Origin of the sequence: Rhizobium sp. WYCCWR10014, assembly GCF_001657485.1 — a bacterium.
Taxonomy (GTDB): Bacteria; Pseudomonadota; Alphaproteobacteria; order Rhizobiales; family Rhizobiaceae; genus Rhizobium.
Map to the genome: position 1 here is coordinate 44,466 of NZ_LXFU01000023.1, position 23,869 is coordinate 68,334.

24 protein-coding genes and 2 tRNA genes are annotated in these 23,869 nt (G+C 60.5%); 18 read left to right on the forward strand and 8 right to left on the reverse strand.

The window, feature by feature from the left end; genetic code table 11:
- Positions 1-115: 115 nt before the first annotated feature.
- From A6U98_RS02465 to A6U98_RS02480, 4 genes are all read left to right on the forward strand, one after another.
- Positions 116-1,282 carry a pyridoxal phosphate-dependent aminotransferase gene (locus A6U98_RS02465; protein WP_064647762.1) on the forward strand — a complete coding sequence of 389 codons (1,167 nt, stop codon included), beginning with the start codon at positions 116-118 and terminating at the stop codon, positions 1,280-1,282.
- Between the two features lie 433 nt (positions 1,283-1,715).
- The gene (galE, locus tag A6U98_RS02470) at positions 1,716-2,750 is read left to right on the forward strand and encodes a UDP-glucose 4-epimerase GalE (RefSeq protein WP_064647924.1); all 1,035 of its coding nucleotides are present in this window, start codon (positions 1,716-1,718) and stop codon (positions 2,748-2,750) included.
- 108 nt (positions 2,751-2,858) lie between these two features.
- A complete protein-coding gene (locus tag A6U98_RS02475; RefSeq protein ID WP_064647764.1) occupies positions 2,859-4,820 on the forward strand; it encodes an EAL domain-containing protein in 1,962 nt (653 codons plus the stop codon).
- A gap of 83 nt (positions 4,821-4,903) precedes the next feature.
- Positions 4,904-5,956, forward strand: a complete 1,053-nt coding sequence (locus tag A6U98_RS02480; protein WP_064647767.1) for an enoyl-CoA hydratase/isomerase family protein — start codon at positions 4,904-4,906, stop codon at positions 5,954-5,956.
- A 13-nt stretch (positions 5,957-5,969) separates the two neighbouring features.
- Here the strand turns inward: A6U98_RS02480 and A6U98_RS02485 are convergent, their stop codons facing one another.
- Complete coding sequence (locus A6U98_RS02485; protein ID WP_064647769.1) at positions 5,970-8,030, reverse strand: ATP-dependent helicase; 2,061 nt, start codon at positions 8,028-8,030, stop codon at positions 5,970-5,972.
- 105 nt (positions 8,031-8,135) lie between these two features.
- Entirely contained in the window at positions 8,136-8,402 is a 267-nt protein-coding gene (locus A6U98_RS02490) for a membrane protein (protein ID WP_027666312.1), read from the reverse strand.
- 177 nt (positions 8,403-8,579) lie between these two features.
- Here A6U98_RS02490 and A6U98_RS02495 point away from each other — a divergent pair, with 177 nt between their 5' ends.
- Entirely contained in the window at positions 8,580-8,840 is a 261-nt protein-coding gene (locus A6U98_RS02495) for a BON domain-containing protein (protein ID WP_064647771.1), read from the forward strand.
- 91 nt (positions 8,841-8,931) lie between these two features.
- Positions 8,932-9,195 (forward strand): hypothetical protein, encoded by a 264-nt coding sequence (locus tag A6U98_RS02500; RefSeq protein WP_064647773.1) that lies wholly within the window; start codon positions 8,932-8,934, stop codon positions 9,193-9,195.
- Between the two features lie 294 nt (positions 9,196-9,489).
- Here A6U98_RS02500 and A6U98_RS02510 read toward each other — a convergent pair whose 3' ends face one another.
- Both A6U98_RS02510 and A6U98_RS02520 read right to left on the reverse strand, forming a co-directional pair.
- Positions 9,490-9,732: a DUF982 domain-containing protein gene (locus tag A6U98_RS02510; RefSeq protein ID WP_011650393.1), complete on the reverse strand. Its 243-nt coding sequence runs from the start codon at positions 9,730-9,732 to the stop codon at positions 9,490-9,492.
- Positions 9,733-10,505: 773 nt separating this feature from the next.
- Positions 10,506-10,580, reverse strand: a tRNA-Thr gene (locus A6U98_RS02520).
- A gap of 153 nt (positions 10,581-10,733) precedes the next feature.
- Between A6U98_RS02520 and A6U98_RS02525 the strand changes: the two genes are divergently transcribed.
- From A6U98_RS02525 to A6U98_RS02575, 11 genes are all read left to right on the forward strand, one after another.
- A complete protein-coding gene (locus A6U98_RS02525) occupies positions 10,734-10,928 on the forward strand; it encodes a hypothetical protein (protein ID WP_003556333.1) in 195 nt (64 codons plus the stop codon).
- A 107-nt stretch (positions 10,929-11,035) separates the two neighbouring features.
- A complete protein-coding gene (murA, locus tag A6U98_RS02530; RefSeq protein ID WP_064647779.1) occupies positions 11,036-12,328 on the forward strand; it encodes a UDP-N-acetylglucosamine 1-carboxyvinyltransferase in 1,293 nt (430 codons plus the stop codon).
- Positions 12,329-12,436: 108 nt separating this feature from the next.
- The gene (locus A6U98_RS02535) at positions 12,437-12,868 is read left to right on the forward strand and encodes a DUF2948 family protein (RefSeq protein WP_064647781.1); all 432 of its coding nucleotides are present in this window, start codon (positions 12,437-12,439) and stop codon (positions 12,866-12,868) included.
- Between the two features lie 53 nt (positions 12,869-12,921).
- A complete protein-coding gene (hisD, locus tag A6U98_RS02540) occupies positions 12,922-14,220 on the forward strand; it encodes a histidinol dehydrogenase (protein ID WP_064647783.1) in 1,299 nt (432 codons plus the stop codon).
- Between the two features lie 4 nt (positions 14,221-14,224).
- Positions 14,225-14,698: a UPF0262 family protein gene (locus tag A6U98_RS02545; protein ID WP_064647785.1), complete on the forward strand. Its 474-nt coding sequence runs from the start codon at positions 14,225-14,227 to the stop codon at positions 14,696-14,698.
- Positions 14,695-15,180: a low molecular weight phosphatase family protein gene (locus tag A6U98_RS02550; protein ID WP_197496332.1), complete on the forward strand. Its 486-nt coding sequence runs from the start codon at positions 14,695-14,697 to the stop codon at positions 15,178-15,180. The genes A6U98_RS02545 and A6U98_RS02550 overlap by 4 nt, the downstream gene beginning before the upstream one ends.
- Positions 15,181-15,303: 123 nt before the next feature.
- On the forward strand, positions 15,304-15,522 hold the full coding sequence (gene infA, locus A6U98_RS02555; RefSeq protein ID WP_003545338.1) for a translation initiation factor IF-1: 219 nt from the start codon (positions 15,304-15,306) through the stop codon (positions 15,520-15,522).
- A gap of 57 nt (positions 15,523-15,579) precedes the next feature.
- Positions 15,580-16,200: a Maf-like protein gene (locus A6U98_RS02560; RefSeq protein ID WP_064647789.1), complete on the forward strand. Its 621-nt coding sequence runs from the start codon at positions 15,580-15,582 to the stop codon at positions 16,198-16,200.
- 32 nt (positions 16,201-16,232) lie between these two features.
- Positions 16,233-16,445 carry a DNA gyrase inhibitor YacG gene (yacG, locus tag A6U98_RS02565; protein WP_064647792.1) on the forward strand — a complete coding sequence of 71 codons (213 nt, stop codon included), beginning with the start codon at positions 16,233-16,235 and terminating at the stop codon, positions 16,443-16,445.
- A 281-nt stretch (positions 16,446-16,726) separates the two neighbouring features.
- Positions 16,727-16,802 (forward strand) — tRNA-Phe (locus tag A6U98_RS02570).
- A 129-nt stretch (positions 16,803-16,931) separates the two neighbouring features.
- Positions 16,932-17,279 (forward strand): helix-turn-helix transcriptional regulator, encoded by a 348-nt coding sequence (locus tag A6U98_RS02575; RefSeq protein ID WP_064647794.1) that lies wholly within the window; start codon positions 16,932-16,934, stop codon positions 17,277-17,279.
- 225 nt (positions 17,280-17,504) lie between these two features.
- Here A6U98_RS02575 and A6U98_RS02580 read toward each other — a convergent pair whose 3' ends face one another.
- The 4 genes from A6U98_RS02580 to A6U98_RS02595 form a co-directional block, all read right to left on the reverse strand.
- Positions 17,505-17,783, reverse strand: coding sequence for a transposase (locus tag A6U98_RS02580; RefSeq protein ID WP_064647796.1), 279 nt, complete (start codon positions 17,781-17,783; stop codon positions 17,505-17,507).
- Between the two features lie 7 nt (positions 17,784-17,790).
- Positions 17,791-19,215, reverse strand: a complete 1,425-nt coding sequence (locus A6U98_RS02585; protein ID WP_064647798.1) for an HlyD family type I secretion periplasmic adaptor subunit — start codon at positions 19,213-19,215, stop codon at positions 17,791-17,793.
- A gap of 14 nt (positions 19,216-19,229) precedes the next feature.
- Positions 19,230-20,945 (reverse strand): type I secretion system permease/ATPase, encoded by a 1,716-nt coding sequence (locus A6U98_RS02590; protein WP_064647800.1) that lies wholly within the window; start codon positions 20,943-20,945, stop codon positions 19,230-19,232.
- A gap of 90 nt (positions 20,946-21,035) precedes the next feature.
- On the reverse strand, positions 21,036-21,611 hold the full coding sequence (locus A6U98_RS02595) for a hypothetical protein (protein ID WP_003545387.1): 576 nt from the start codon (positions 21,609-21,611) through the stop codon (positions 21,036-21,038).
- 474 nt (positions 21,612-22,085) lie between these two features.
- On the opposite strand from A6U98_RS02595, the gene A6U98_RS02600 reads away from it, so the two are divergent.
- The gene (locus A6U98_RS02600) at positions 22,086-23,174 is read left to right on the forward strand and encodes a hypothetical protein (protein WP_064647803.1); all 1,089 of its coding nucleotides are present in this window, start codon (positions 22,086-22,088) and stop codon (positions 23,172-23,174) included.
- Positions 23,175-23,869: the final 695 nt, after the last annotated feature.

Consider the following 23,869-nt stretch of genomic DNA (forward strand, 5'->3'; position numbering starts at 1 on the left):
TGGAGCCCGTCCGCTTCGGCCGGGCTCATTCATCACCAAAATCGATATGCCATCACTTGTTATCATGGGATTTGCCGGCGCAAATCCGCTATGAAGGCGGAAACCGGAGATTTGCATGTCGATCGTCAGCAGCCTTAGCCCGCGCGCCCTGGCGGCGCCCGAAAGCGGGATCGTCGAACTCGTCAACTATGCCCGTGGCCGCGAAGGCCTGCTGCCGCTCTGGGTGGGTGAGGGCGATCTGCCGACGCCTGATTTCATCAGCAAGGCGGCGATGGATGCGCTTGCCAGCGGCGAGACCTTCTACACCTGGCAGCGCGGCATTCCGGAGCTTCGCCAGGCGCTTTCGGATTATTACGACAGACATTTCGGAATCCGGCTTCCGGTCGAACATTTCTATGTCACCGGTTCCGGCATGCAGGCGATCCAGATCGCCGTGCAGGCGCTGACCTCGCCTGATGACGAACTGGTTTACCTCTCGCCTTCCTGGCCGAATATCGCCGCCGCTCTCGAAATCTCAGGTGCGCGCTCCGTTGGTGTCGAGCTGCAGTTTGAAGGCGGCAAATGGGCGGTCGATCCTGACCGTATCGAAACCGCGATTACGCCGAAGACCAAGGGTCTCTTCATCAACACGCCGTCGAACCCGACGGGCTGGACGGCAACGAAGCAGGATCTTGGCGATATCCTGGCGCTTGCCCGCAGGCACGACCTCTGGATCATGGCGGATGAAATCTACGCCCGCTACTACTTTGCCGGCGGCCGCGCGCCCTCTTTCCTCGATGTGATGGACGAGGGCGACAAGGTCATCTTCGTCAATTCCTTCTCGAAGAACTGGTCGATGACCGGCTGGCGCGTCGGCTGGATCGTAGCACCCCCTGAGATGGGCCAGGTGCTCGAAAACCTGATCCAGTATTCGACATCGGGGGTGGCGCAGTTCATGCAGAAGGGCGCCGTCGCAGCCCTTGATCAAGGCGACGATTTCGTCGCTGCCAATATCGCCAAGGCGGCCCGCTCCCGCGATATTCTCTGCGATGCGCTTGTCGCCACCAACCGCGTCGAGACGCTGAAGCCGGACGGCGCGATCTATGCCTTCCTGAAGATCGACGGCGTCGCCGACAGCCGCAAGGCAGCGCTCGACATCGTCGACAAGACAGGCGTCGGCCTTGCTCCCGGCACCGCTTTCGGACCGGGCGGCGAACTCTTCCTGCGCGCCTGTTTCCTGCGTGATCCCACGCAGGTGGCGATCGCGGCCGAGCGCCTCTGCGACTATATCCTCAAGCTCTGACGACCATCGGCCTGCAGCGAAAAGTCATGGGTATTTCCGTAGCAGATCGCCGAGGGCTGCCCCTCATCCGCCTGCCGGCACCAACCGGGGTCGAGCCACAGGTCTCGACCCGTCCTTCGGACCCCCGCTTGCGGGCCGAAGGGGGTATGCGGCGACATCTCGGTCCCCATTGATGTCGCGCAGGGCACGTCCCCTCTCCCCGTCAGAACGGGGAGAGGGTTAGGGTGAGGGGCTGCCATCAGCCGCGAATGCCGTGATTTGTACCGGAATCGCCGGATCGATAAAACTCTAGCAAAGCCCGAAATCGGCCTCTAACCACGACTCCAAACATACCGGTTCAAAGGCCTTCCAAAGGCCGTTCGATAAGAAAATTGGAAAGAAAAACCGACGCCTGATGCCCCTGCTTATAAAAACGAAAGCAGGGATGCGGGACATGGCGGTTTTGGTGACGGGCGGGGCCGGATATATCGGCAGTCACATGGTGTGGGCGCTGCTTGATGCAGGCGAGGATGTGGTCGTGCTCGACCGCCTCTCCACCGGCTTTCGCTGGGCCGTGGCGCCGGCGGCGCGTTTCTATCTCGGCGACATTGCCGATCCCGACATATTGAAAAAGGTCTTCATCGAAAACGACATCGAGGCGATCATCCATTTCGCCGGTTCCGCCGTCGTCCCCGTCTCGGTCGCCGATCCACTCTCCTATTACGACAACAATTCCGGCAAGACCCGAGCACTGCTGAGCGCTTCGATCAAGGCCGGCATCCGCAACTTCGTCTTCTCCTCGACGGCGGCCGTCTACGGCCAGCAAAAGACCGACCTGCCGGTGAAGGAGACGGCCCCCCTCAATCCGGAAAACCCCTACGGCCAGTCGAAGCTGATGACCGAGTTCATGCTGCGCGATGCCGCCGCCGCCTATGATTTCAACTATGTCGCACTTCGCTATTTCAACGTCGCCGGCGCCGACCCGCACCACCGTGCCGGCCAGTCGACCTCGGGTGCCACGCACCTCATCAAGGTCGCCTGCGAGGCAGCGCTCGGCACGCGCGACAGCGTCCATGTCTACGGCATCGATTATCCTACCCATGACGGCACCGGCGTGCGCGACTACATCCATGTCAGCGATCTAACGGATGCACATCTGAAAGCGCTACAGCACCTGCGCAGAGGCAAGGGCTCGCTCATTGCCAATTGCGGTTATGGCAGCGGCTATTCCGTGCTCGACGTGTTGAACATGGTCACCCGTCTCCACGGGCATTCCTTCAAGATCCACATGGCGCCGCGGCGCGCCGGCGATTCGGCAAGCGTCGTCGCAGACGCTTCGCTCGCCCGGCAGGTGCTCGACTGGAAGCCCAGATACGATTCGCTCGAAACCATCGTCCAGAGCTCGCTCGATTGGGAACTGTTCCTGTCGAACAAGAACGTCGACGACCTGCACAGCATCCACCGGGCACTCGCCGCCGCTTCGTTCTGATCCGGCAACCCGTTTATCATCCCCGCACATGCGGGGGCCCAATGCCGTTACGTGAATAAGGAAAAATCAAGCTTTCTCTGGCTGGCTCTGGCCGACGGAAAGGAGAAGATGAAGAACTTTCTGGCCTCATTGCAGCTGCAAAAAGACAATCCGACGCTTCTGCTGGCGCAGTTCAGGGCCCTGTCGTCGCAGATCCCCATTCTCTATGTCCTGCTGATCATCAACGCCCATGCGGTGGCGATCACCCACCTCAAATCCGCGCCCCTCTGGCTCTCGCTCTACATTCCCGTGACCTTGAGTGTCGTCTGCGTCTTCCGTCTCTGCTGGTGGGAGATCAGGGGCAAGGAAGACGTGACCGCCGAGCGGGCCTACAGGCTGATGAAGCTCACGATGGCTGGCGCCGGTATCCTGACCGTCGCTTTCGGCGGCTGGGCGATCGCGCTTTACCAATATGGCGATGCCTCCCAGCAGGGCCAGATCGCCTATTTCCTCGTTGTCACCGGCATTTCCTGCATCTTTTGCCTGATGCATCTGCCGATGGCGGCGGCGCTGACCACGGTCATCACTTTCTCGGCCATGGTCGCAACCTTCTTGTTCTCGGGCAATCCCGTTTTCGTCGCGACGGCCATCAGCGGTCTCTTCCTGATCCTGCCCTTCCTCCGGGTGATCAACAGCTATTTCCAAAATTTCGTCGGTCTCGTGCAATTGACCGAGGAATTGAAGCAAAGGCAGGCGGAAGCCGAGGAGCTCAACCTCGTCAACAGCCGCAACGCGTTGCATGATCAACTGACCGGCCTTGCCAATCGCCGCAGCTTCTTTCTCTCACTGGAAAAACGGCTGCAGAAGAATCCCTCTTCGCCGCCCGTCCTCGGCATTCTCGATCTCGATGGTTTCAAGCCGGTCAACGACGTCTTCGGCCATGCCGCCGGCGATCTCGTGCTCAAGGAGACAGCCCGCCGTTTCGTCGCGCTGGTCGGCGAAGAGGGCATCGTCTCGCGTCTCGGCGGCGATGAGTTCGGGATCATCTTTCCCTGCTCGATGACACGCCAGGCGATCGCCGATCTCGGCCAGGCGCTCTGCGCTGCCGTCCGAGATCCCTACGAAATCCCCGACGGCTCGGTCCGCGTCTTCGGTTCCTGCGGTATCGTCTATCCCGATATCGGCGAGTACACCGCCGAGGATCTCTACGAAAAAGCGGACTTCGCCCTTTATCAGGTCAAGAGCAAGCGCAGCAGCGGTGTCGAGTTCTTCTCAGCCGACCACGAGAAGATCCTGACGCAGCGCCACCTGATCGAACTCGAGCTGCAGGCGAACGACTTCGCCAAGGAATTGAAACTCGACTATCAGCCGATCGTTGACTTGAAAAGCGGCCGCGTCGTCGCTTACGAAGCGCTCGCCCGCTGGGACAGCGCCCGCTTCGGCCGTATCAACCCTGACGCCTTCATTCCCGCCGCCGAGCGCACGGCGGTCATCGGCCGCATGACCCGTATCCTCTTTGCCAAGGCGCTCGAAGCGCTGGCGATCATTCCACGCCATCTCAGGCTGTCCTTCAATCTCTCGGCGCGCGATATCTGCGACCACGAGACCTCGATGGCGCTGCTTGCCATGATCACCCGCTCCGGCATCGATCCCAGGCGCATCGAATTCGAGATCACCGAGACCGCGCTGCTCTCCGATTTCGACACCGCCGACCAGGTGATATCAATGCTGCGCGCCGCCGGCATCTCGATTGCGCTGGACGATTTCGGCACCGGCTATTCGAGCCTCAGCCATATTCATCGTCTCGGCTTCGACAAGCTGAAGATCGACAAGTCCTTCGTGATGAATTTCGATAGTGATGCCCGTTGCATGAACATTACCCGCTCGGTCGCCAATCTCTGCCAGAATCTCGGCATTGCCTCCGTCGCCGAAGGCGTCGAAAGCGAAGCGATCGCCGAGGGATTGAAGGCGATGGGTGTTCGTCTGGCACAAGGCTATCATTTCTCGCGACCGCTGCCGCTGGAACTTGCCATCGATTACGCCGCCCGGTGCGACGCCGCAGCCTCTGCCCGCAATTCGCTGTCTGCCTGAACGATCGAACTCGATCGGCCGCAAATCGACTGGAGTGATGCTTCACCGTCGTCTATTCATGGTCGCAACAGATGAGGTGAACCATGCAAGACGGCGAAGTCATCATTGAACGGCGGGGCACCGCAGGCGTGATTGGGCTCAACCGGCCGCGGGCGCTGAACAGCCTGACGCTGCCGATGATCCGGACGATCACTGCGGCCCTTCAGGATTTTGTCGATGATCCCGAGGTGGTAAGCGTCGCGATGATGGGGGAAGGCGAACGCGGCTTCTGCGCCGGCGGCGATATCCGCGCCCTGCATGAGAGCGCCCGCACCGGCGACGGTCTCGCGGCAAGCTTCTGGCGCGAGGAATTCCGCCTCAACCATCTGATTGCCTCCTACCCAAAACCCTATGTCGCGCTGATGGACGGCATCACCATGGGCGGCGGCGTCGGGCTGTCGTCGCACGGCCGCCACCGCATCGTCACCGAGCGCACGCGACTTGCCATGCCCGAAACCGGTATCGGCTATGTCCCGGATGTCGGCGCCACCTGGCTGCTGCCGCGTGCGCCCGGCGAGGCCGGAACATGGCTCGGCCTGACAGGGCTCGATATTGGTGCTGCCGATGCGATCCACGCCCGCCTTGCCGACCTTCAGATCGCCTCGTCGCGGCTCGGCGAAGCGATCGATGCTCTCTCCGCCCTGCCGCGCGCCAGCTCATCCGGCGATGTCGATGTCGTGCTGCAGGCGCTGTCTGAGCCTCAGGGAGAAAGCCGGCTGCGGCAGAACGCGGCGGTAATCGATCGCGCATTCCGTTTTGACAGCGTCGAGGAAATCCTGGCGGCGCTTGTCGGGGAGGAAGGCGAATTCGCCGCCGAGACGCGCCGGGTGATGCTGACGCGTTCACCGACCAGTATGAAGCTCGCTTTGCGGCTGCTGAGAGCCGGCCGCCGCAGTGCTTCGTTGGCCGAATGCCTCGGCCGAGAACTCGGCGCCTGTCTGCAGATGCTTGATAATCCCGATTTCTTCGAGGGCATCCGCGCCGCCGTCATCGACAAGGACCGCAATCCGAAATGGTCGCCGGCATCTGTCGAGGCTGTTGAAGCAGCAAGGATCGAGCATTTCCTGAAACCGGCCGAACCGCCGCTTTCACTCTGACACACTAGTCGATCTATCGCCACATGCCGCGCATGCGGGCGCCGACATCGATGCGCATCTGCCGCACGTGCGCTTGAGCGGCGGTCTCCGATTTCACCAGCGGCCAGCTGCAGGCCTCGAAGAATTGCAGCAGGGTTGCCGGAATGAAGCGGCTGCGTGAGGCATAGACATGCCGGTCACCCTGCGAGTTCTGCCCATAGGTGAAGAAGCGTTGCGGCACGACAAGGTCGAGACCATCCCGGGCGCGGGTCATGGCGACATAGAGCAGCCGGCGCTCCTCTTCGATTTCGGCGGTGGTGCCGACGGCGAGATCGCTCGGTATGCAGCCGTCGACGACGTTCAGCATGAAGACCCTCGTCCATTCCTGGCCCTTGGCGGAATGGATCGTCGACAGGATGAGATAGTCTTCGTCGAGAAGCGGCACGCCCGCTTGGTCGCTGGTCGCATCCGGCGGATCGAGGGTGACCTCGGTGAGGAAACGCTCGCGCGAGGCATAACCGCTAGCGATCTGCTCGAGCTGCAGCAGGTCGGCCTGCCGCGTTGCTGCGTCCTCGTGCAGCCGTTCCAGATGCGGCGCGTACCATTGCCGCGCCAGGCCGATTTCCGCCGGCCAGCCGGCCTTGCCGGTCTTCAGCTCCTGCAGCATCGAAACGAACATTGTCCAGTCCTCGCCGGAGCGCGGTGGCGCCGGCATGGCAGCGAGAGCAGAAATCGGGCTGGCATCCTCGGCCATCAGGTCGAGCGTCTTCTGCGCCGTCGACGGCCCGACACCGGGCAGGATCTGCATCAGCCGGAAGCCCGCCACCCGGTCGCGCGGATTCTGCGCGAAGCGAAGCGCGGCGAGCATGTCCTTCACATGCGCGCTGTCGAGAAATTTCAGCCCGCCGAACTTGACGAAGGGGATGTTGCGCCGGGTCAGCTCGACCTCCAGCGGCCCGCTGTGATGCGAGGCGCGGAAGAGCACGGCTTGCTGCTTGAGCGTGAGGCCTTCCTCGCGGTTGTCGAGCACCATGTCGGCGACGTAGCGCGCCTGCTCGGCCTCGTCGCGCACCGTGACCAGGCGCGGCCGCTCGGACGATTGCCGTTCGGTCCAGAGGTTCTTGGTGAAGCGCTCCGAGGCGAGGTCGATGACGGCGTTGGCGGCGGCGAGGATCGGCTGCGTCGAGCGGTAGTTGCGGTCGAGCGTGACGATATTGGCGGCCGGGCTGAAGGCGGCGGGAAAATCGAGGATGTTGCGGACCGTCGCGGCGCGGAAGGAATAGATCGACTGCGCATCGTCGCCGACGACGGTCAGCCCCTGGCCGCCGGGCTTCAGCGCCAGCAGGATCGAGGCCTGCAGCCGATTGGTGTCCTGATATTCGTCGACCAGCACATGGTCGAAGCGGCTGCCGATATCCTCGGCAATGACAGTCTCGCCGACCATCTGCGCCCAGTAGAGCAGCAGATCGTCGTAATCGAGCACGTTCTGGCTCTGCTTGGCCTCGACATAACAGGCGAAAAGTTCGCGCAGCTGTTTCTCCCACGTCGCGCACCAGGGAAAGACGTCGCGCAGCACGAGGTCGAGCGCGGTTTCCGAATTCACCGCCCTGGAATAGATGGCAAGGCACGTGCCCTTTGTGGGAAAACGGCTTTCCGTCTTCGAGAAGCCGAGGTCGTGCCGGATCAGGTTCATCAGATCGGCACTGTCTTCGCGGTCGTGGATGGTAAACCCAGGATCGAGACCGATCTGCTCCGCATAATCGCGCAACAGCCGGGCGCCGATGCCATGGAAGGTGCCGGACCAGGAAAGCGCGTCCGCCATGACGCCGGCATTCGAACCAAGCACGTCGCGGCAGATGCGCTCGACGCGCCGCGCCATCTCGGCGGCTGCCCGGCGCGCGAAGGTCATCAGCAGGATGCGGCGGGGATCGGCGCCCTTGACGATGAGATGGGCGACGCGATGCGCCAAGGTATTGGTCTTGCCGGAGCCGGCGCCGGCAATGACCAGCAGCGGCCCGGCAATATGGTTGCCGTCGATGAGCGTGCCATGCTCGACGGCCATGCGCTGCTGCGGATTGAGCTTTTCGAGGTACATCCAGCCGTCCGGTCGGGCTCCCGCAGAATCACTGGGGAAAAATTAGATGTTCCTTGAATGTTCGCGATTGCCGTCCCTGTCAAGCGCCGCGGCGCATGGGTGGCGTCAATCGGGGAAATCCGGGCCGATCTCGCGCCGCACCAGCTTCAGGCTCCGGTCGGGCTGAAGGATATAGGTTTCCTCCACGCGCTGTCCCGTCCCGTTGTAGAACTGGTTGTAGACGGCGCTGCCGACGGGCGACTTGCTGAGCTTCGTTCGCGGCTGGCCGCCATAGGTAATGCTGCCGGGAATAGGTTCCAGCGCCGGCGTATCGGCCGAGGAGCAGCCGGCAAGCAAAGCCCCGGCAAACAAGGCGGGCAGAAGCGCTTTCATCGTCATCATCCCTCTTTCGACTGCAGCCAGATATGGAAGCGGCGTCGCCTTTCGCCAAGGGTAGCCCATGCCACCGCGCAAGTATCGCTGTCGAACAGGCTCTTCTTTTCCGGGGGACGCAACGAATGCGTCGCTGCGGCGTTAACAGACATCAACCTACATTAGGAAACGTTCACGGTGCTCGGCTTTCCAGCATTCACGGGGCATGGCGAGCCCGGCCGGCAGGGCCACAGCGATGCCGCGACGCGGGCCGCGGTGGAAAGCGCCCTTCATGCGGCCGCCGATTTCGAAGCCGGCGAAATCACCGTCAGCATATCGGGCTCCTATGTCATCCTGGAGGGTTTCGTGCGCCGGCGGGGTGATGTCGAGCGGGCGATCGAGATCGCCGAGGGCGTCGTCGGCCGGGGTTATGTGCGTGCTCGCTTGCTGCGACGCTAGCCGGCTCGCGCTCATGTCTTTGCGATGCAAGAAGGGAACCAAACTGCTCTCTCGCGTGTTGAAAGGCCGGACCTAAACGCTGGAGACTCTCATGCAGTTGCTTCCTCGCCTCTGGGCAACGACCTTGATAGTGGGTTGTGGTGTCTTTGCCGGCTCCGCCCATGCTTCGCTGGAAACCGGCACTAATTATTCCGCTTTGCCGAAAGACCAGATCGCCCTCAACGAATATACCGGGACGGTCGCCTGCACACCGGTAGAGCCTCACTATCTCCCTTCCTTCATCCGCGCGGCGGATGGCACGATCATCGGTGTCGGCTATGTCGAGATCGAGAATGAGGGCGGCGCGGACTGCTGAAGACGTCCGGGCTTGCTCGGACGAGGCTCGCCTGCGTTTCCGCAGAGGGTACGAGCCTCTAACCATCATCATGATGGCTGGGCATCTTCTATTGATGCAGCTGTACCAGGCGCAACGCCTGTCGCATCAAATCCCGGCACGCATTTGTTGCAGGGTTAAACTAAAATTAAAGCATTGTTCCGTTCCGGCACGCTTGCGCGCCCAGAAGGCGAAAATCGCCCGAAATTCCTTGCCGAAGTGCAGCGCATAACCCCGAAAATCGGAATCGATTTTCGGAAAGCATTATGCGCCAGTTCAATGCAACTTCAGCTTCGCCTCTTCGGCTGCCGCCAGAAACTCGGCTCTTGCTTCTTCCACGCTCTTGCGCCCATCGAGCGCCGCCCGGCAGGCGCTGCGGGCCTTGATATAACGAAGCCCGCGCATACTCGGCCACAGATCCGCCAGGCACTTCAGCGCATCAAACGGCCCATTGACCGTTCGCGCATCGGCACCTTCGAAACCAACCTTGACCGGGCTGTTCCATCTTTCAGTTGCCATTGACGCTCCTCCACGATTGTCGACAGAAACGAAGCGCAGCATCTCCCAGTTCCTCCGGGGAGACTTTGCGATAGTTAATACTCTAGCGTGATTTTTGCCGGCAGCAATGGGCGGAATGGATTGCAGCCGGTGAGGCGAAATGTCCTCTTGATGACATTCACCAAGCGACCGGTGGGCGGGGGCCAAGAATTTCGTTGGAATTTGCAATCATGACGCCCCAATGCGAGGGGAATTTTTGGAGGGTGCAACCAAATCCGATGGCGTGGGCGCGGCATCATCGCTACCATACTCTCGAAGCTGAGGGCTCCACATGGGTTTAGGTCGAAATCTGATCCAGGTTGCTTTTCTCTGCGGGGCTTTGGCAATGCCGGACCTCGCCCGTGGGGCAGAGATGTCTGCTGAAGACGCTCTCTTGACGCGTCTCTCCATAGAGACACTCCCAAGACTGCAGCGGGAATACTTGCGGGCTACGCTCGGGCGGCACGGTGAGGGGACGGTGATAGACCTCGGCGCCTATCTCTGGTCGGAGAATTTTTATCGGTGGTATGTCGAAGGCATCTACGATGGGACGACTTCGTGGCCTCATGCGCCAATTCCAGGTGAAGACTTGGTAACAAGAGAAATGTTCGACCTATGGCAGTTTTCCCCGTTCATAGCTTATCATGTCGAAGTAACCGAAATTCCCGATTGCGCTGACAGCACGGTGCTGCTTCCCACTTGTCGTTAGTCTTGCCGAGCGCGCAGGAAGTGAAGTCAGATTTTTACGAGAAAACTGGTGCTGCCGAGTGGGATTGAACCACCGACCTCACCCTTACCAAGGGTGTGCTCTACCACTGAGCTACGGCAGCAGGACCAGGACCCGTGCGAGCCGTGTGGCTCAATCGCGAGAACGGGGGGCTATTGCCACAGCTTGGCGGCCAGCGCAAGCCGCAAATTCCAACTTCGCGTCGATTGCAATGACGGGCCTTTTGGATTGGCGCGAATTCGGCTAATCCTGTCGCATGAACGAAAAGACCGAAACCGGCCAGCAGAGCCGCAAGCAAGCGATCGAAGCACAGGCGAAACTGCGCCGCGAGCGCGCCGCCGAAAAGCTCAGGGAAAATCTGGGGCGACGCAAACAGCAGGTCCGCGCCCGCCGTTCGGGCCAAGCCGACGAAACAAATGGGCTGCCCGCCGCAAAAATGGACGAATCGTAATGTTCCGTCCGTCGCGAATTGAAGCGTGTCGATAAATCCCCTAAACACCTCACTCCTTATTCCAAGGCAGAACTTTCAGGAAAGGCGGGCGCGGCCCGTAAGCGCACATGGATCGTATCAGAATCGTTGGCGGTAATGAGCTGAATGGCATCATTCCGATTTCCGGCGCCAAGAATGCCGCACTGCCGCTGATGATCGCCTCGCTTCTGACCAGCGATACGCTGACGCTCGAAAACGTGCCGCATCTGGCCGATGTCGAATTGCTGATGCGCATTCTCGGCAATCACGGCGTTGATGTCGCCGTCAACGGCCGCCGCGAGCGCCAGGAAGATTCCTATTCGCGCACGATCCACTTCACCTGCCGCACGATCGTCGATACGACAGCATCTTATGAACTGGTCTCGAAGATGCGCGCCTCCTTCTGGGTCATCGGGCCGTTGCTGGCGCGCGAAGGCCATTGCCGCGTTTCGCTGCCGGGCGGCTGCGCCATCGGCACCCGTCCCGTCGATCTCTTCATCGAAGGGCTGACGGCGCTCGGCGCGAGCATGGAGATCGATGCCGGTTATATCAACGCCAAGGCGCCGAATGGCGGCCTGATCGGCGCGCGCTACACCTTCCCGAAGGTTTCCGTCGGCGCCACCCATGTGATGATGATGGCGGCAACGCTTGCCCGCGGCACGACTGTCATCGGCAATGCCGCCCGCGAGCCTGAGGTCGTCGATCTCGCCAACTGCCTGAACGCCATGGGCGCCAAGATATCGGGCGCGGGTACTGCGACGATCACCATCGAAGGCGTCACCTCGCTCTCCGGCGCTCGCCACCGCGTCCTGCCGGATCGCATCGAGACCGGCACCTATGCCATGGCCGTCGCCATGGCCGGCGGCGACGTCGTGCTCGAGAATACCGATGTGGCGCTGCTCGAGACCGCGGTGGAAACGCTGCGCCGCGCCGGCGCGGAAATCTCGTCGACCAACAATGGCATGCGCATCAAGCGCAACGGCGCCGGCATCAAGCCGGTCGATATCGTCACCGATCCTTTCCCGGGCTTCCCGACCGATCTGCAGGCGCAGTTCATGGCGCTGATGACCCGCTCTTCCGGCGTCTCGCATGTCACCGAGACCATCTTCGAAAACCGTTTCATGCACGTGCAGGAGCTTGCCCGCCTCGGCGCCAGGATCTCGCTGTCCGGCCAGACGGCGAAGATCGAAGGTGTCGAGCGCCTGCGCGGTGCGCCTGTTATGGCGACCGATCTGCGCGCCTCCGTCTCGCTCGTCATCGCCGGCCTTGCCGCCGAGGGCGAAACCACGGTCTCCCGCGTCTATCACCTCGACCGTGGTTTCGAGCGGCTCGAGGAGAAGCTGACCCGCTGCGGCGCCATCGTCGAGCGCATCAGCGAGTAAGCACTGTTCATCCCGGTTGCGTAATTGGTCGCCGCGCCTTATTTCCCTTGTCTGACGCATCGCCATTCCGGCGGTGCCCGGCCCAGGCCGGTAATGGGATGAGGCTGAATGACCGACCTGAAACTTGTTGCGCTCGATAACGAGGATCTTGCGATCATGTCCGCGCATATGCAGGACAGCGTCTTCAAGGTCGGCGACATCGACTGGTCGCCGCGCGACGCGCAGTTCGCGCTTGCCGCCAATCGTTTCGTCTGGGAAGGTGCCGAGCGCAAGCGCAGGGGTTTCGAGCGCCGTCGTGCAGCCCTGGTTTTCAAGCGCGTGCTTGCCGTCCGCTCGCTCGGCATCGATCGCGGCAAACGCGACGAGGTGCTGTCGCTGCTGGCGCTGCGCTTCGAGCAGAAGGGCGAGGGGCCCGAGGGCACGATCGAGCTGTCGCTGTCCGGCACGGCCTCGATTGCGCTCGATGTCGAATGCATCGAGGTCCAGCTGGCCGATATCGGCGGCGCCTGGGAGGCTTCCTCCAAGCCTCGCCACCGCTGACATGACGCCGAAAGTTTGAACATCGCAGTTTCGAGTTGGGAAGGAATATCGCCTTGGCAATCTGGCTGGATCAGGCATCGGAAGGTTTCGAGCAGCATTTTGCCGCCTTTCTGACGACGAAGCGTGAAGTCTCCGAGGATGTGAACGTGGTCGTTCGCGCCATCATCGATGACGTGCGCGCCCGAGGCGATGTGGCGCTGGCCGAATATTCGCTGAAATTCGACGGCATCGATTACGCCACCGTCCCGATGCGTGTCACGCCTGAAGAGATCGACGCCGCCGTCGAGGCGGTGCCTTCGGAAGTGCTGGGGGCGCTGAAGCTCGCGGCACTCCGCATCGAATCCCACCATCGCCGGCAGTTGCCGAAGGACGATATCTACGAGGATGATCTGGGTGTCAGTCTCGGCTCGCGCTGGACGGCGATCGAAGCGGTCGGCCTCTATGTTCCGGGCGGCACCGCGAGCTATCCGAGTTCGGTGCTGATGAACGCCGTGCCGGCCAAGGTCGCCGGCGTCGATCGCATCGTCATCGCCGTTCCTGCCACTGGCGGCCACGTCAACCCGGCGGTGCTTGCCGCCGCCAAGCTTGTCGGCGTCACGGAGATTTATCGTGTCGGCGGCGCCCAGGCGATCGCGGCTCTTGCCTATGGCACCGAGACGATCGCCCCGGTCGCCAAGATCACCGGCCCCGGCAATGCCTATGTCGCTGCTGCCAAGCGCCATGTCTTCGGCACCGTCGGCATCGATATGATCGCTGGTCCCTCCGAGGTGCTTGTCATTGCAGACAAGGACAACAATCCGGATTGGATCGCCGCCGACCTCCTGGCGCAGGCCGAGCACGACGTCAGTTCCCAGGCGATCCTCATCACTGACGATGCCGCATTCGGCAAGGCGGTGGAGCAGGCGGTCGAACGTCAGCTGAAAACGCTGAACCGCGCCGATACGGCGGCAGCAAGCTGGCGCGATTTCGGTGCTGTCATCCTGGTTGCCGATCTGAAACAGGCCATTCCGCTGGCAAACCGTATCGCTGCCGAGCATCTGGAGCTCGCCGTCTTCAATCCGGACCGGCTGCTCGACGGCATCCGCAATGCCGGCGCGATCTTCATCGGCGCTCATACGCCTGAGGTGATCGGCGATTATGTCGGCGGTTCGAACCATGTGCTGCCGACGGCGCGGTCGGCACGCTTCTCCTCCGGCCTTTCGGTCCTCGATTTCGTCAAGCGCACCTCGATCCTGCGTCTCGGGCCCGAGCAGCTCCGCACCCTCGGCCCGGCGGCGATCGCCCTTGCCGTTTCCGAAGGCCTCGATGCCCATGCGCGATCGGTCGCGATCCGCCTCAACCTCGAAAGGTGAGGGCATGGCGAAGGGCGAATTCCGGCTTTGCGACGTCGTCCTTGACGATACGATCGGCCGTTCGACGCCCGATGTCGAGCATGAGCGCGCCGTCGCCATCTTCGATCTGATCGAGGAGAACCGGTTCGAGCCGCTCGGCCATGGCGGCGGACCCTACCGGCTGAACATTTCGCTGGTCGATTCGAAGCTGGTTTTTGCCATCACCACCGAAGAGGGCGGCGGCGTCGCCACCCATATCCTGTCGCTCACGCCGTTCCGGCGGATCGTCAAGGATTACTTCATGATCTGCGAGAGCTATTACGAAGCGATCCGTTCGTCGACGCCGAGCCGCATCGAGGCGATCGACATGGGCCGGCGCGGCATCCACAATGAAGGCTCGCAGACGCTGAAGGATAGGCTGGCCGGCAAGATAGAGGTCGATTTCGATACCGCCCGGCGCCTTTTCACGCTGGTCTGCGTGCTCTACTGGCGCGGATGACGGCAATGGAGCGCGCCGCCGACGTCGAGGAGGGAAAGCGGCCGGGCGCCATCCTCTTCATGTGCGGGATGAATGCCATCCGCTCGCCGATGGCCGAAGCGATCGCCCGTAGCATTCTGCCGGCCAATACCTATATCAGGTCCGCCGGCGTTCGCGCCGGTGAGCGCGATCCCTTTGTGGATGTCGTGCTTGAGGAGATCGGGCTTTCCCTTGGGCGCCGCCTGCCGCAGACGCTAGAAGAACTCGAGGACGACTACTTCGATCTGATCATCACGCTGTCGCCCCAGGCCCATCATGCAGCACTCGAGCTGACGCGGTCGAATGCGGTCGATGTAGTCTATTGGCCGACCATGGATCCGACGGTTGCAATCGGAACGCGCGAGCAGATTCTGGAGAGCTACCGCGAGGTCCGCGATCACCTGGCCGGCCTCATCGAAAGCCGGCTACTCAAACGAAATGGCATTGCCGCGCAATCGGCATGAAAACAAATAAAGGAAAGCCTGATCAACGAGGTTCACAAACCTGCGTTGATTGTGTAGTTTCCGCCCAAATTTTAAAGGCGCGCGCTGCGCTGCCTATTCAACGCACAGGAAGAAAACACTTATATGCCTAAAGAAGAAGTCCTCGAATTCCCGGGAATCGTCACCGAACTTCTGCCGAATGCGACGTTCCGCGTGAAGCTCGAAAACGAACACGAGATCATCGCCCACACCGCCGGTCGCATGCGCAAGAACCGCATCCGCGTTCTCGCCGGCGACAAGGTGCTTGTGGAAATGACGCCCTACGATTTGACCAAAGGCCGCATCACCTACCGTTTCAAGTAAGTTCGCCCGAAGGTCCTGCAAGGGTTTTTGCTCCCGTCTGCCGATGGTCGAGGTTCCATGGCGCTGAAATACAAGCTCATTCTGGCCTCAGGCTCGCCCCGGCGCGTCGACCTGCTCAACCAGGCCGGTATCGAGCCCTCGCGCCTGATGCCGATGGATATCGACGAGGCGCCGAAGAAGTCGGAGCATCCGCGTTCGCTCGCCCGCAGGCTTTCGGCTGAGAAGGCGGAAGCTGCCCTTGCCGCCATCAAGGGCGATATCACCTGGAAGGGCAGCTATATCCTGTCTGCCGATACGGTGGTCGCCGTCGGCCGGCGCATCCTCGGCAAGGCTGAGTTCGCCGACGAGGCGTTGAACTCGCTGCATCTCCTCTCGGGACGCAACCATATGGTCTACACCGGCGTTTGCCTGGTGACGCCGGATCGCAAGACCCGTCAAAAGATCGTCGAGACCAAGGTACGCTTCAAGCGTCTCTCCGGTTTCGAGATCGAGAACTACCTGGCCTCCGGCCAGTGGCGCGGCAAGGCAGGCGCCTACGGCATCCAGGGCCTCGCCGGCACCTTCGTGCAGAAGATGGTGGGCTCCTACACCAATGTCGTCGGCCTGCCGCTTTATGAAACCATTCTGCTTTTGACCGGCGAAGGCTTCGATGTGCATAGCCGGTGGCCCGAGGGCTGAGCCCGACGGCCGATCGCATAGGACAAACCGATATGCCTGAAGACAAGAAAGCGGCCGCCAAGGTCGAACCGCTGCGCAAGACCCGCCCTTGCCCCGAATGCGGCAAACCTTCCCACCGCGAACATTACCCCTTCTGCTGCAACCGCTGCCGCGAGGCCGATCTGTCCCGCTGGCTGACTGGCGCCTATGCCATTCCGGTTGCCGACGATGAGACGAAGGCCGATTATCCGGATGAGGAAAGCTGATGCATGCCGCCCAAAATTGCGCAGCGGTTTTGGGACAATGACATGCAGCAAAAAAGAGTTGAAGCGCGTCCCGTAAATCCAATTCGATGCGACGCGCTTTGGAGAATTCCGCGTGCGAAGCTCTTATTTTTCCTCATGAATCGGCAAAGCCGGAAAGACCGTCAAAAAAGAGTCATTTGACGCTTGCCATGGCCGAACAAGATGCTATAACCCCGCTCGCTTCCGGGGTGAACCAAGGCCTCGCGGTTCCTTTTCTGAAAGGGACCATCGGAAGCAGGTTAGCCCAGGTAGCTCAGTTGGTAGAGCAGCGGATTGAAAATCCGCGTGTCACTGGTTCGATTCCGGTCCTGGGCACCACTGCTATCAGTCTTGTTTTCATTGCGCTTTTTCACATCCGCACTCTTCTATAAAGTGTTTGCGGCCATGCAGGTCCTTGTCATCAAGGCCGGCCCACGCGGCGACATCTAAAACGAATAGGAGACCACCATGGGTGAAATCCAGAAATTGACCATCGATGGCAAGGGGTACGTGCTGCTTTCCGAAGACGACTATCAGGATCTTGTCGACGTCAGCGACGCGCGTGCCGCAAAGGCGCGTATCGACGCTGGCGAAGAGACCTGGCCTGAAGACGTCGTCAAGGCGCTGATCGCCGGCGAAGATCCTGTCCGGGTATTCCGTAAGCATCGCGGCATGAGCATCAAGGAGCTGGCTGAAAAGTCCGGGCTCTCCCAGCCCTATCTTTCCGAAATCGAGACCGGAAAGAAGGAGGGCTCCCTGGACGCACTCAGGTCGATCGCCAGCGCGCTGGACGTCGACCTTGCCGATGTGGCTTGATGCATACGCATCCCCACATGGGAGGACTGATGACCGCCGACGTACCATCGACACCCGGCGCTTGAAGACGTAGACGCGCCGGGCGGCCACGTTGTGATCGAGCTTGCTGCTTTTCGAGCCGTATCCCTTTGCCCCCACTTGAGGAGGCTCCCTCTATAAAACATGATGCCGCGCTCCTGAAATGCAGGGCCAGAAGGCGGGCCAACAAACCCCTCTGTATAGAGCTTAGTTTCGCCCTTTCGATGTCTTCGCCAGCATCTCGCTCAGTGTTGCCGCCGAGAGCATGGATTCGGCCAAAAGCTTCTTGAGCTTCTGGTTCTCTTCCTCCAGTGCTCTCAACCTTTTGGCATGGAGACCGACATTCCCGAACTGCAGGGATTGCCATCGATAGAAGGTCGGCTCGCTGATGCCGTACCTGTGGCAAACATCTGCCACCGTCACCCCGGCTTGGTGCTCCTTCAGAATACCGGTAATCTGGTCGTCGTCGAATTTTCGCTTGCCCATCACCGCCTCAGTCCTCGCGAAATGCTCTGTTGAAACTGTCGAGGAGTGGTCTGACGGCATAAAGCGCCACGCTGCTTTTGCCCGTTTCGATCAGTGTCTGTGCGGGCATGCCCGCGACCAATTCGACATCTTTCATTTTCGCCAACCGCTCGTCCGTGACACGGATCGTCGCGGCAAAGTAGGGCTGGCCGCTCTGCGGATCGGTAAGACGGTCCGCCGATACATACTCGACCCGACCCTTCAGGAGCGGAACGCGCCGCTGATTGTATGGAAGGAGGTGAACCTGCGCCTCGAGCCCCGCACGGACGAGACTAATGTCTTCCGGCCTGACGTGGGCAGACACGACAAGGCGATCGGTGCGTGGCAGAAGATCGACGAGCGGTTCACCCGCGCCGATCACCCCACCTGATGTGTGGATGCGCAGGTTCATGATCGTTCCGTCTTCGGGAGCACGGATATCGGTCCTTGAGAGTTGGTCGTCGATCGCCCGCAAGCGCTCGCGCAGTTGCATGATCCGGCTCTCCGTCTCGCGCATGCCTTGGGCGACTTCGCTCAACCGGTCGCTCTCAAGCTTTGCGAGATCGGCCTGCGATCCGCTGATCACCTGGTAGGCGCGAGCGATCTGTGCCTCTACTTGACCCTGCTGGCCATCAAGGTCTGCCTTTTCCCGCTGGAGGTTGAGAAGTCTGCTCCTTCTTTCCAGACCTTTGGCGCTGAGGATCGTAACCTGATCCAGTTCTTGGCCCGAGATTGTCGCTCTGTCGGCCAGTGCTGCCTTCTGCGCGCCAAGTCCGACGATTTCCTGCCGCACCTGCGCGATTTTTTCATTGGCGATCTGAATTTCCGCCTGCATGACCCGGCGACGGGCTTCGAAGATTTTCTGCTGCCCGATCAGAATCGCGCTGACCGAAGGATATCTGTCCATTGCTGCCCTGAGATCCTCAGGATAGGCGACATGGTCGCCGCCCGTCTGCTCTGCGAGCAGGCGGGCGCGGCTTCCTTCGGCGTCCCAAAGTTGCCCTTGAATGCTGTCGCGCTCCGAGCGAGACTTCGTATCATCGAGCTCCATCACGATTTGCCCGCCCATGACCGCATCGCCGTTTTTGACGAGGATCCGTCGCACGATCCCGCCTTCCAGATGCTGAATGGTCTTGCGGCTGGATTCCGGTTCGATGACGCCCGATGCGACTGCAGCGCTTTTCAGCGGCGCCAGAACCGACCAGATTCCCAATCCGACGATGAAGACCAGGATCAACAGGTTGCCCGTCCAGACAACGCCTCTGAGCCCCGGCATGGGCGAAGGGGGAGCGGGTCCGCGCTGTTTCGACTCGATCACCGGCAAATAGGCCGTCTGTTGCCTGGCCAACCGCCGACCCGTCCTTGGCGAATTTGAAAATCTCGCCGGCGTTGCGTCCAGTTGAACAAGGGCCATGGCAGCGTTTCTCCCTATGTTCCTGTTCGAGACGGTGGCTGAAGATAGGTTTCATAAATCCGCTCGCTGTCGCCGAAGGCAGCCACCGTCCCGTTACGCATGATGGCAATCTTGTTGGTGACCGGCAGGATCCCCATCCGGTGCGTTATGATAACGACGGTCATCCCCCTGGATTTCATGCGCTCGATTGCCGCAAACAGCATGCGTTCGCCGTCATAATCCAGGCTCGAATTCGGATCGTCGAGAACGATAAGAGACGGATTTCCGTAGGCAGCCCGTGCCAGTCCCAGCTGTTGGCGCTGAGCCCGAAGGAGCAGGTTTCCACCTTCACCGATATCGGTCTCGTAGCCCTGCGGCAGCCGCATGATCGCTTCATGCAAGCCAACCAGCTTTGCGGCGTCGATCGCTTTCCCGGGATCTCCTCCGTCCAGCCGGCCGATCACATCCTTGATTGCTCCGCCGAAGAGTTCGATGTCCTGCGGCAGGTATCCGACGTGGCAGGTCCCGCCGCAAAGGCGCAGAGCTGAGATATCGACCCCACCGAGAAGAGCATATCCGCTCGTTGCCGGCACAACGCCTGCCATGACGCGACCTAGTGTCGATTTTCCCGATCCCGACGGACCGATGAGCGCTATGCAATCGCCGGGGGCGAGGCGCAAGGTGATATCAGTCAATATCGGCCGATCGGCGAATGGCTTGATATAGCTGACATTATCGAGAACGAGGCCACTGGGTTCCGGTAGCGGCACCATTCGGGCATCGTGTTCCGATGCAACTGATATCAGCATTCTGTTCAAGCGATTGAAGGCATTGCGCGCAAACGTAAAGGAGCGCCAAGCACCTATTGCGCCCTCGATTGGTGCAAGCCCGCGCCCGAGCAGCAGGCTCGCAACGAAGATGATCCCGGCACTGCCGTTGTTTGCGAGCACCAGCCAGGTGGCGGATCCCATCATGAGGATCTGCGCGAGTGTGCGGATCGATTTGGAGAAACCAAGAATGATCTCGGTGCGATGCATCGCGATGTCCTGCGCCCTTCTTGCCATCTCCGCATCGCGATAGACGATCAGCGCTGCGCCATCCTGCATACCCATTGCCCTGATGACCTCGATGTTTTTGAGGGCGGTCGCAAATCGGATATAGCTCCTCGAAAGGGCAAGATTGGCGTAGGCAAGCGGCTCTCGCGTCGCCAGTTCCGTCAGGAATGCAAACAGCAGAAGTGCAAGCGCGCTCAGAAGACCGATGGCCCCAAGCAGCGGATGAACGAGAAAGAGCAGGAACAGGAATACGGGTGCCCAGGGAACATCAAAAAAGAGCGAGCTAGCCGGTGAGTCGAGGAACTGGCGTAGTGCGGCCAGGTCCCTGTAGCATTCCGTAGCGGCTCCCGTATCGGCGCGAGCGGCATATTCGAACGATGCTGTCAGCACCATGGGCCGCAGCCTGTGGTCCAGCCAACTGCCGATGCGCGAAAGAGCTGCCCTGCGCACGATATCCAGCGTGGACCCGACCATCACGCCGATGGCGATGATCATCGTCAGCATCAGCAGCGTGTCGGCGCTTCGGCTCGAGAGGACCCTGTCATAGATCTGCAGGAGATAGATGGAAGGCGCGAGAAGAAAGAGATTGTAGCCGCAGCTATAGAGGAAGACCAGCCCGAATGCCCCGGCACAAGCCCGGAGCGCAACAACAAGCTGTGTCGGCAGGCGCGGTGGCTTTATGGAAATTGTTGTCATTATCAGATCTCGCTGCACTTGATACTGACAAGTAGAGGCTGCTTACCTTGAGGGCCGCCGGCCGAAACCAGCGGCCCTTGAGGTCTGAATTCAGGAGCCGAGATGGTCGACGTCGATATGGCCGAAGGCGTTTATGAAGTGATCAAGAGAATTGTTCACCGTCGTCGTTTCGGGATCCGTGTGAACCAGAGCTGACGAGATATCGCCGCCCAGAGCGTTGTTTCCGTTGCCGCCGTTGCCGCCGACGCCTGCGAGGATGGTCGCATGCTGATCGGCCACAAGCTGCGTATATTGTGTCGCGGTCGTAGCCGCATTCACGGTAGCCGTGTCGCCGCCGCTCGAGTTTCCTTGGCTGCCGTTGGAGTTTGAATCTCCCCCCGCGCCGCCGTCGCCGCTGTTCGTGACCGCAGCCAGGAAGCCGTTCTTGGCCTGAGCAAAGCCGCCGTCTCCGCCACTGCCGGCGTCCCAACCTGCCTTCTGCCAAACGTGATCGCCATTGTGCAGATCGGTCGTTGCCCCGTAGACCGTTTGCACGGGGTCTACATATGCAACCGGGTTGTAGTTGATGTTCCCATCGTTGTGGCCATCACCGCCGTTGCCGGCATTCGCGTCACCCGCATCCGGGTTGTTGAGATGAATCGTGTCGGATATCTGTGGAATAGGCATTGATTTCACTCCTCTACTTGGTTTCATCCGTGTTCGTTTTACGGCGTCCCCCTACGGCGTGCGTTCCAGCAAGTCACCGCAGCCAATACAACCGCCGGCGAATATTGCCTGCGATTTAATCTGTGGCCTATCTAGATATTCGGTGACGTTCATTCGGGCGTATACTTGGATGTGGCGGAGCGTTATTTGGATTGGTACTTAGTGATTTGGTGCAGGGTGGCATGGTCGATCATGTCTGCGACCTCTTCGAAGCGACATCGGGACCTCTGATCCAAAGGCGGATTTAGTGCTCGCAAACGCGCGCAACGGGCGCTGCGGTCATGACAGCCAAATGGCTACAGCCCTAGCCGACGGGATGTAGACGAATTGCAGGCTCCGCTTTTCTTCCGTTCAGAGGCACAATGCCTGAACAATTCACGCTGCATGGCGCCGCACGCTCGGTAGACGTGCGGTTGACCGCGGATGGAGACGGTAATGGCGGAAACTCGTTCCCTATTGGAAGACTTGCCCAAGGCGGGCACCGATCAACACCTCGCCTCCAATGTGGCCGCGGGGCATCTGGCGCTGGTGCCGACTTGGCTTCCATTGGGTGTCGCTTCCGGTCCGAGCCATAATTCAGCTGGCAGCGGTGGTGACGGGGTCAGCGAAGGCGTGATCAGCAGCAACGCGTTGGCCGTCTTCACGCCGTCCAATGCCGCCATTGCGGGACCTCATTCGGGTGCCGATGCTTTCCAGGGCAACGACGCGCTCATCAATCAGCATCCCACCGAAATGGCGGGGATAGGCGGGAATGGTGGAAGCGGCAATGTTGCCATCGGCGGCGGCGATGGCGCCAATCATGCCGGCACCGGGGGCAATGGGCTCTTCTACGGTGGACTCGTCAGCACCGAAGTCGCGCTGTTTGCCCCCGTGAACACTGCTGTGGCTGCAGGCCCCGGCGCGGAGGCTCACGCCGAGCAATCGAACAACGCCCTGTTCCTGCAGGGCGCGACCCAGATTGGCGGCATGGGCGGCTCGGGCGGAGACCATAACGTCGCGAGCCACGGCACGTCGATGAGCCCGGGAACTGCGCTCACATTGACCGGCGACTTTTATGCGGGCCATGGCGGCGATGGATATTTTGTCGGCAGCATGGTCGACGTGAGTATTGCCATCTTCTCACCGATCAACATCGCCGTCGGCGCCGCGGGCGGCTCCGCAGAGGCTCATCAGACAAACAATGTCATTTTCGATCAGGGCACTGTGCAGATCGCAGGTATCGGCGGCAATGGCGGTGGCTTTAATCTGTCGTCAGATACGATTTTTACCGGCAATCACGCGGGTGGCGGCGGTGGGGACGGATCGTCAACCGGCAGCATGGTAGACGTCAATTTCGGCTATTTCCATCCCATCAACATTGCCGTTCCCGCCGGTGGGACGGCGGATGCCCAGCAGGCCGATCATGTTCTCTATGATCAGCAAGCGCTTCAGTTGGCCGGCATCGCAGGCCACGGTGGAGATGGGAACCTCACAGACGCCCATTCGGCTCTCGTAAACGACATTCTGGACTTCATGCACAGCTAGCAGATGGACTCCACCTGTAGTGGGGGCTCAACTGCACGAAACCGTTCTTCGTGCGATCTTTCAAGCCATATTGTTTCCGCCGCCCGGCATTCGCCTCCTTGGCCGCCATGGCACTGAACGGCGGGCTCACGGAGATGCTGAACCTTCCACCATGACCCTCATCGGCATTGCCGCCGATTTCGGCCGGCAGAGGCCGTGGCCTCTGTCCGGCATCTGGCGGTGCCGACGTAGTGCTGCCTGAGTGAAACAACTGGTATTAACGCGTCATTAGAGCCAAGTTTCACTAATCATAACGGGTAATCAGCGATCTTGTGGTTTTGTTGCTTATCGCGTTTGTCGTTTTGCTGTCGGGTCTGCGACTGCTTTGAATTGAGGTAGGGAAACAAAGCCGAGCCGTTCGGCTGCTCACTAAATCCAACGACTCTTTCCTAAATGGGTCTGTCGCAGATCGGTTGCCTTTTCAGTGCCTTTGAAAGCTTTGTTGACCCGCTTGCCATACGTGAATTCGGCGAAGGCCGGAAAGTCTATGGCGACAAGTCGAACCGGCTGGCTTTCATGAAAAAGATCTTCAATATGCTGTGCAAGTCCAGTTATCTATCGATGATATCTTATAGACTATAAGAATTATCATGAGAGATCAGACTATTAATATATGAAATACACTCACTTTTTATCATGACATGTAGTGAGAACAG

What these genes read in the sequence shown, in the direction of transcription:
- A6U98_RS02465 (WP_064647762.1), top strand. Translation starts at nt 116, where the DNA reads ATGTCGATCGTCAGCAGCCTTAGCCCGCGCGCCCTGGCGGCGCCCGAA.
- galE (WP_064647924.1), top strand. Translation starts at nt 1,716, where the DNA reads ATGGCGGTTTTGGTGACGGGCGGGGCCGGATATATCGGCAGTCACATG.
- A6U98_RS02475 (WP_064647764.1), top strand. Translation starts at nt 2,859, where the DNA reads ATGAAGAACTTTCTGGCCTCATTGCAGCTGCAAAAAGACAATCCGACG.
- A6U98_RS02480 (WP_064647767.1), top strand. Translation starts at nt 4,904, where the DNA reads ATGCAAGACGGCGAAGTCATCATTGAACGGCGGGGCACCGCAGGCGTG.
- A6U98_RS02485 (WP_064647769.1), bottom strand. Translation starts at nt 8,030, where the DNA reads ATGTACCTCGAAAAGCTCAATCCGCAGCAGCGCATGGCCGTCGAGCAT.
- A6U98_RS02490 (WP_027666312.1), bottom strand. Translation starts at nt 8,402, where the DNA reads ATGAAAGCGCTTCTGCCCGCCTTGTTTGCCGGGGCTTTGCTTGCCGGC.
- A6U98_RS02500 (WP_064647773.1), top strand. Translation starts at nt 8,932, where the DNA reads ATGCAGTTGCTTCCTCGCCTCTGGGCAACGACCTTGATAGTGGGTTGT.
- A6U98_RS02510 (WP_011650393.1), bottom strand. Translation starts at nt 9,732, where the DNA reads ATGGCAACTGAAAGATGGAACAGCCCGGTCAAGGTTGGTTTCGAAGGT.
- A6U98_RS02525 (WP_003556333.1), top strand. Translation starts at nt 10,734, where the DNA reads ATGAACGAAAAGACCGAAACCGGCCAGCAGAGCCGCAAGCAAGCGATC.
- murA (WP_064647779.1), top strand. Translation starts at nt 11,036, where the DNA reads ATGGATCGTATCAGAATCGTTGGCGGTAATGAGCTGAATGGCATCATT.
- A6U98_RS02535 (WP_064647781.1), top strand. Translation starts at nt 12,437, where the DNA reads ATGACCGACCTGAAACTTGTTGCGCTCGATAACGAGGATCTTGCGATC.
- A6U98_RS02545 (WP_064647785.1), top strand. Translation starts at nt 14,225, where the DNA reads ATGGCGAAGGGCGAATTCCGGCTTTGCGACGTCGTCCTTGACGATACG.
- A6U98_RS02550 (WP_197496332.1), top strand. Translation starts at nt 14,695, where the DNA reads ATGACGGCAATGGAGCGCGCCGCCGACGTCGAGGAGGGAAAGCGGCCG.
- infA (WP_003545338.1), top strand. Translation starts at nt 15,304, where the DNA reads ATGCCTAAAGAAGAAGTCCTCGAATTCCCGGGAATCGTCACCGAACTT.
- A6U98_RS02560 (WP_064647789.1), top strand. Translation starts at nt 15,580, where the DNA reads ATGGCGCTGAAATACAAGCTCATTCTGGCCTCAGGCTCGCCCCGGCGC.
- yacG (WP_064647792.1), top strand. Translation starts at nt 16,233, where the DNA reads ATGCCTGAAGACAAGAAAGCGGCCGCCAAGGTCGAACCGCTGCGCAAG.
- A6U98_RS02575 (WP_064647794.1), top strand. Translation starts at nt 16,932, where the DNA reads ATGGGTGAAATCCAGAAATTGACCATCGATGGCAAGGGGTACGTGCTG.
- A6U98_RS02580 (WP_064647796.1), bottom strand. Translation starts at nt 17,783, where the DNA reads ATGGGCAAGCGAAAATTCGACGACGACCAGATTACCGGTATTCTGAAG.
- A6U98_RS02585 (WP_064647798.1), bottom strand. Translation starts at nt 19,215, where the DNA reads ATGGCCCTTGTTCAACTGGACGCAACGCCGGCGAGATTTTCAAATTCG.
- A6U98_RS02590 (WP_064647800.1), bottom strand. Translation starts at nt 20,945, where the DNA reads ATGACAACAATTTCCATAAAGCCACCGCGCCTGCCGACACAGCTTGTT.
- A6U98_RS02595 (WP_003545387.1), bottom strand. Translation starts at nt 21,611, where the DNA reads ATGCCTATTCCACAGATATCCGACACGATTCATCTCAACAACCCGGAT.
- A6U98_RS02600 (WP_064647803.1), top strand. Translation starts at nt 22,086, where the DNA reads ATGGCGGAAACTCGTTCCCTATTGGAAGACTTGCCCAAGGCGGGCACC.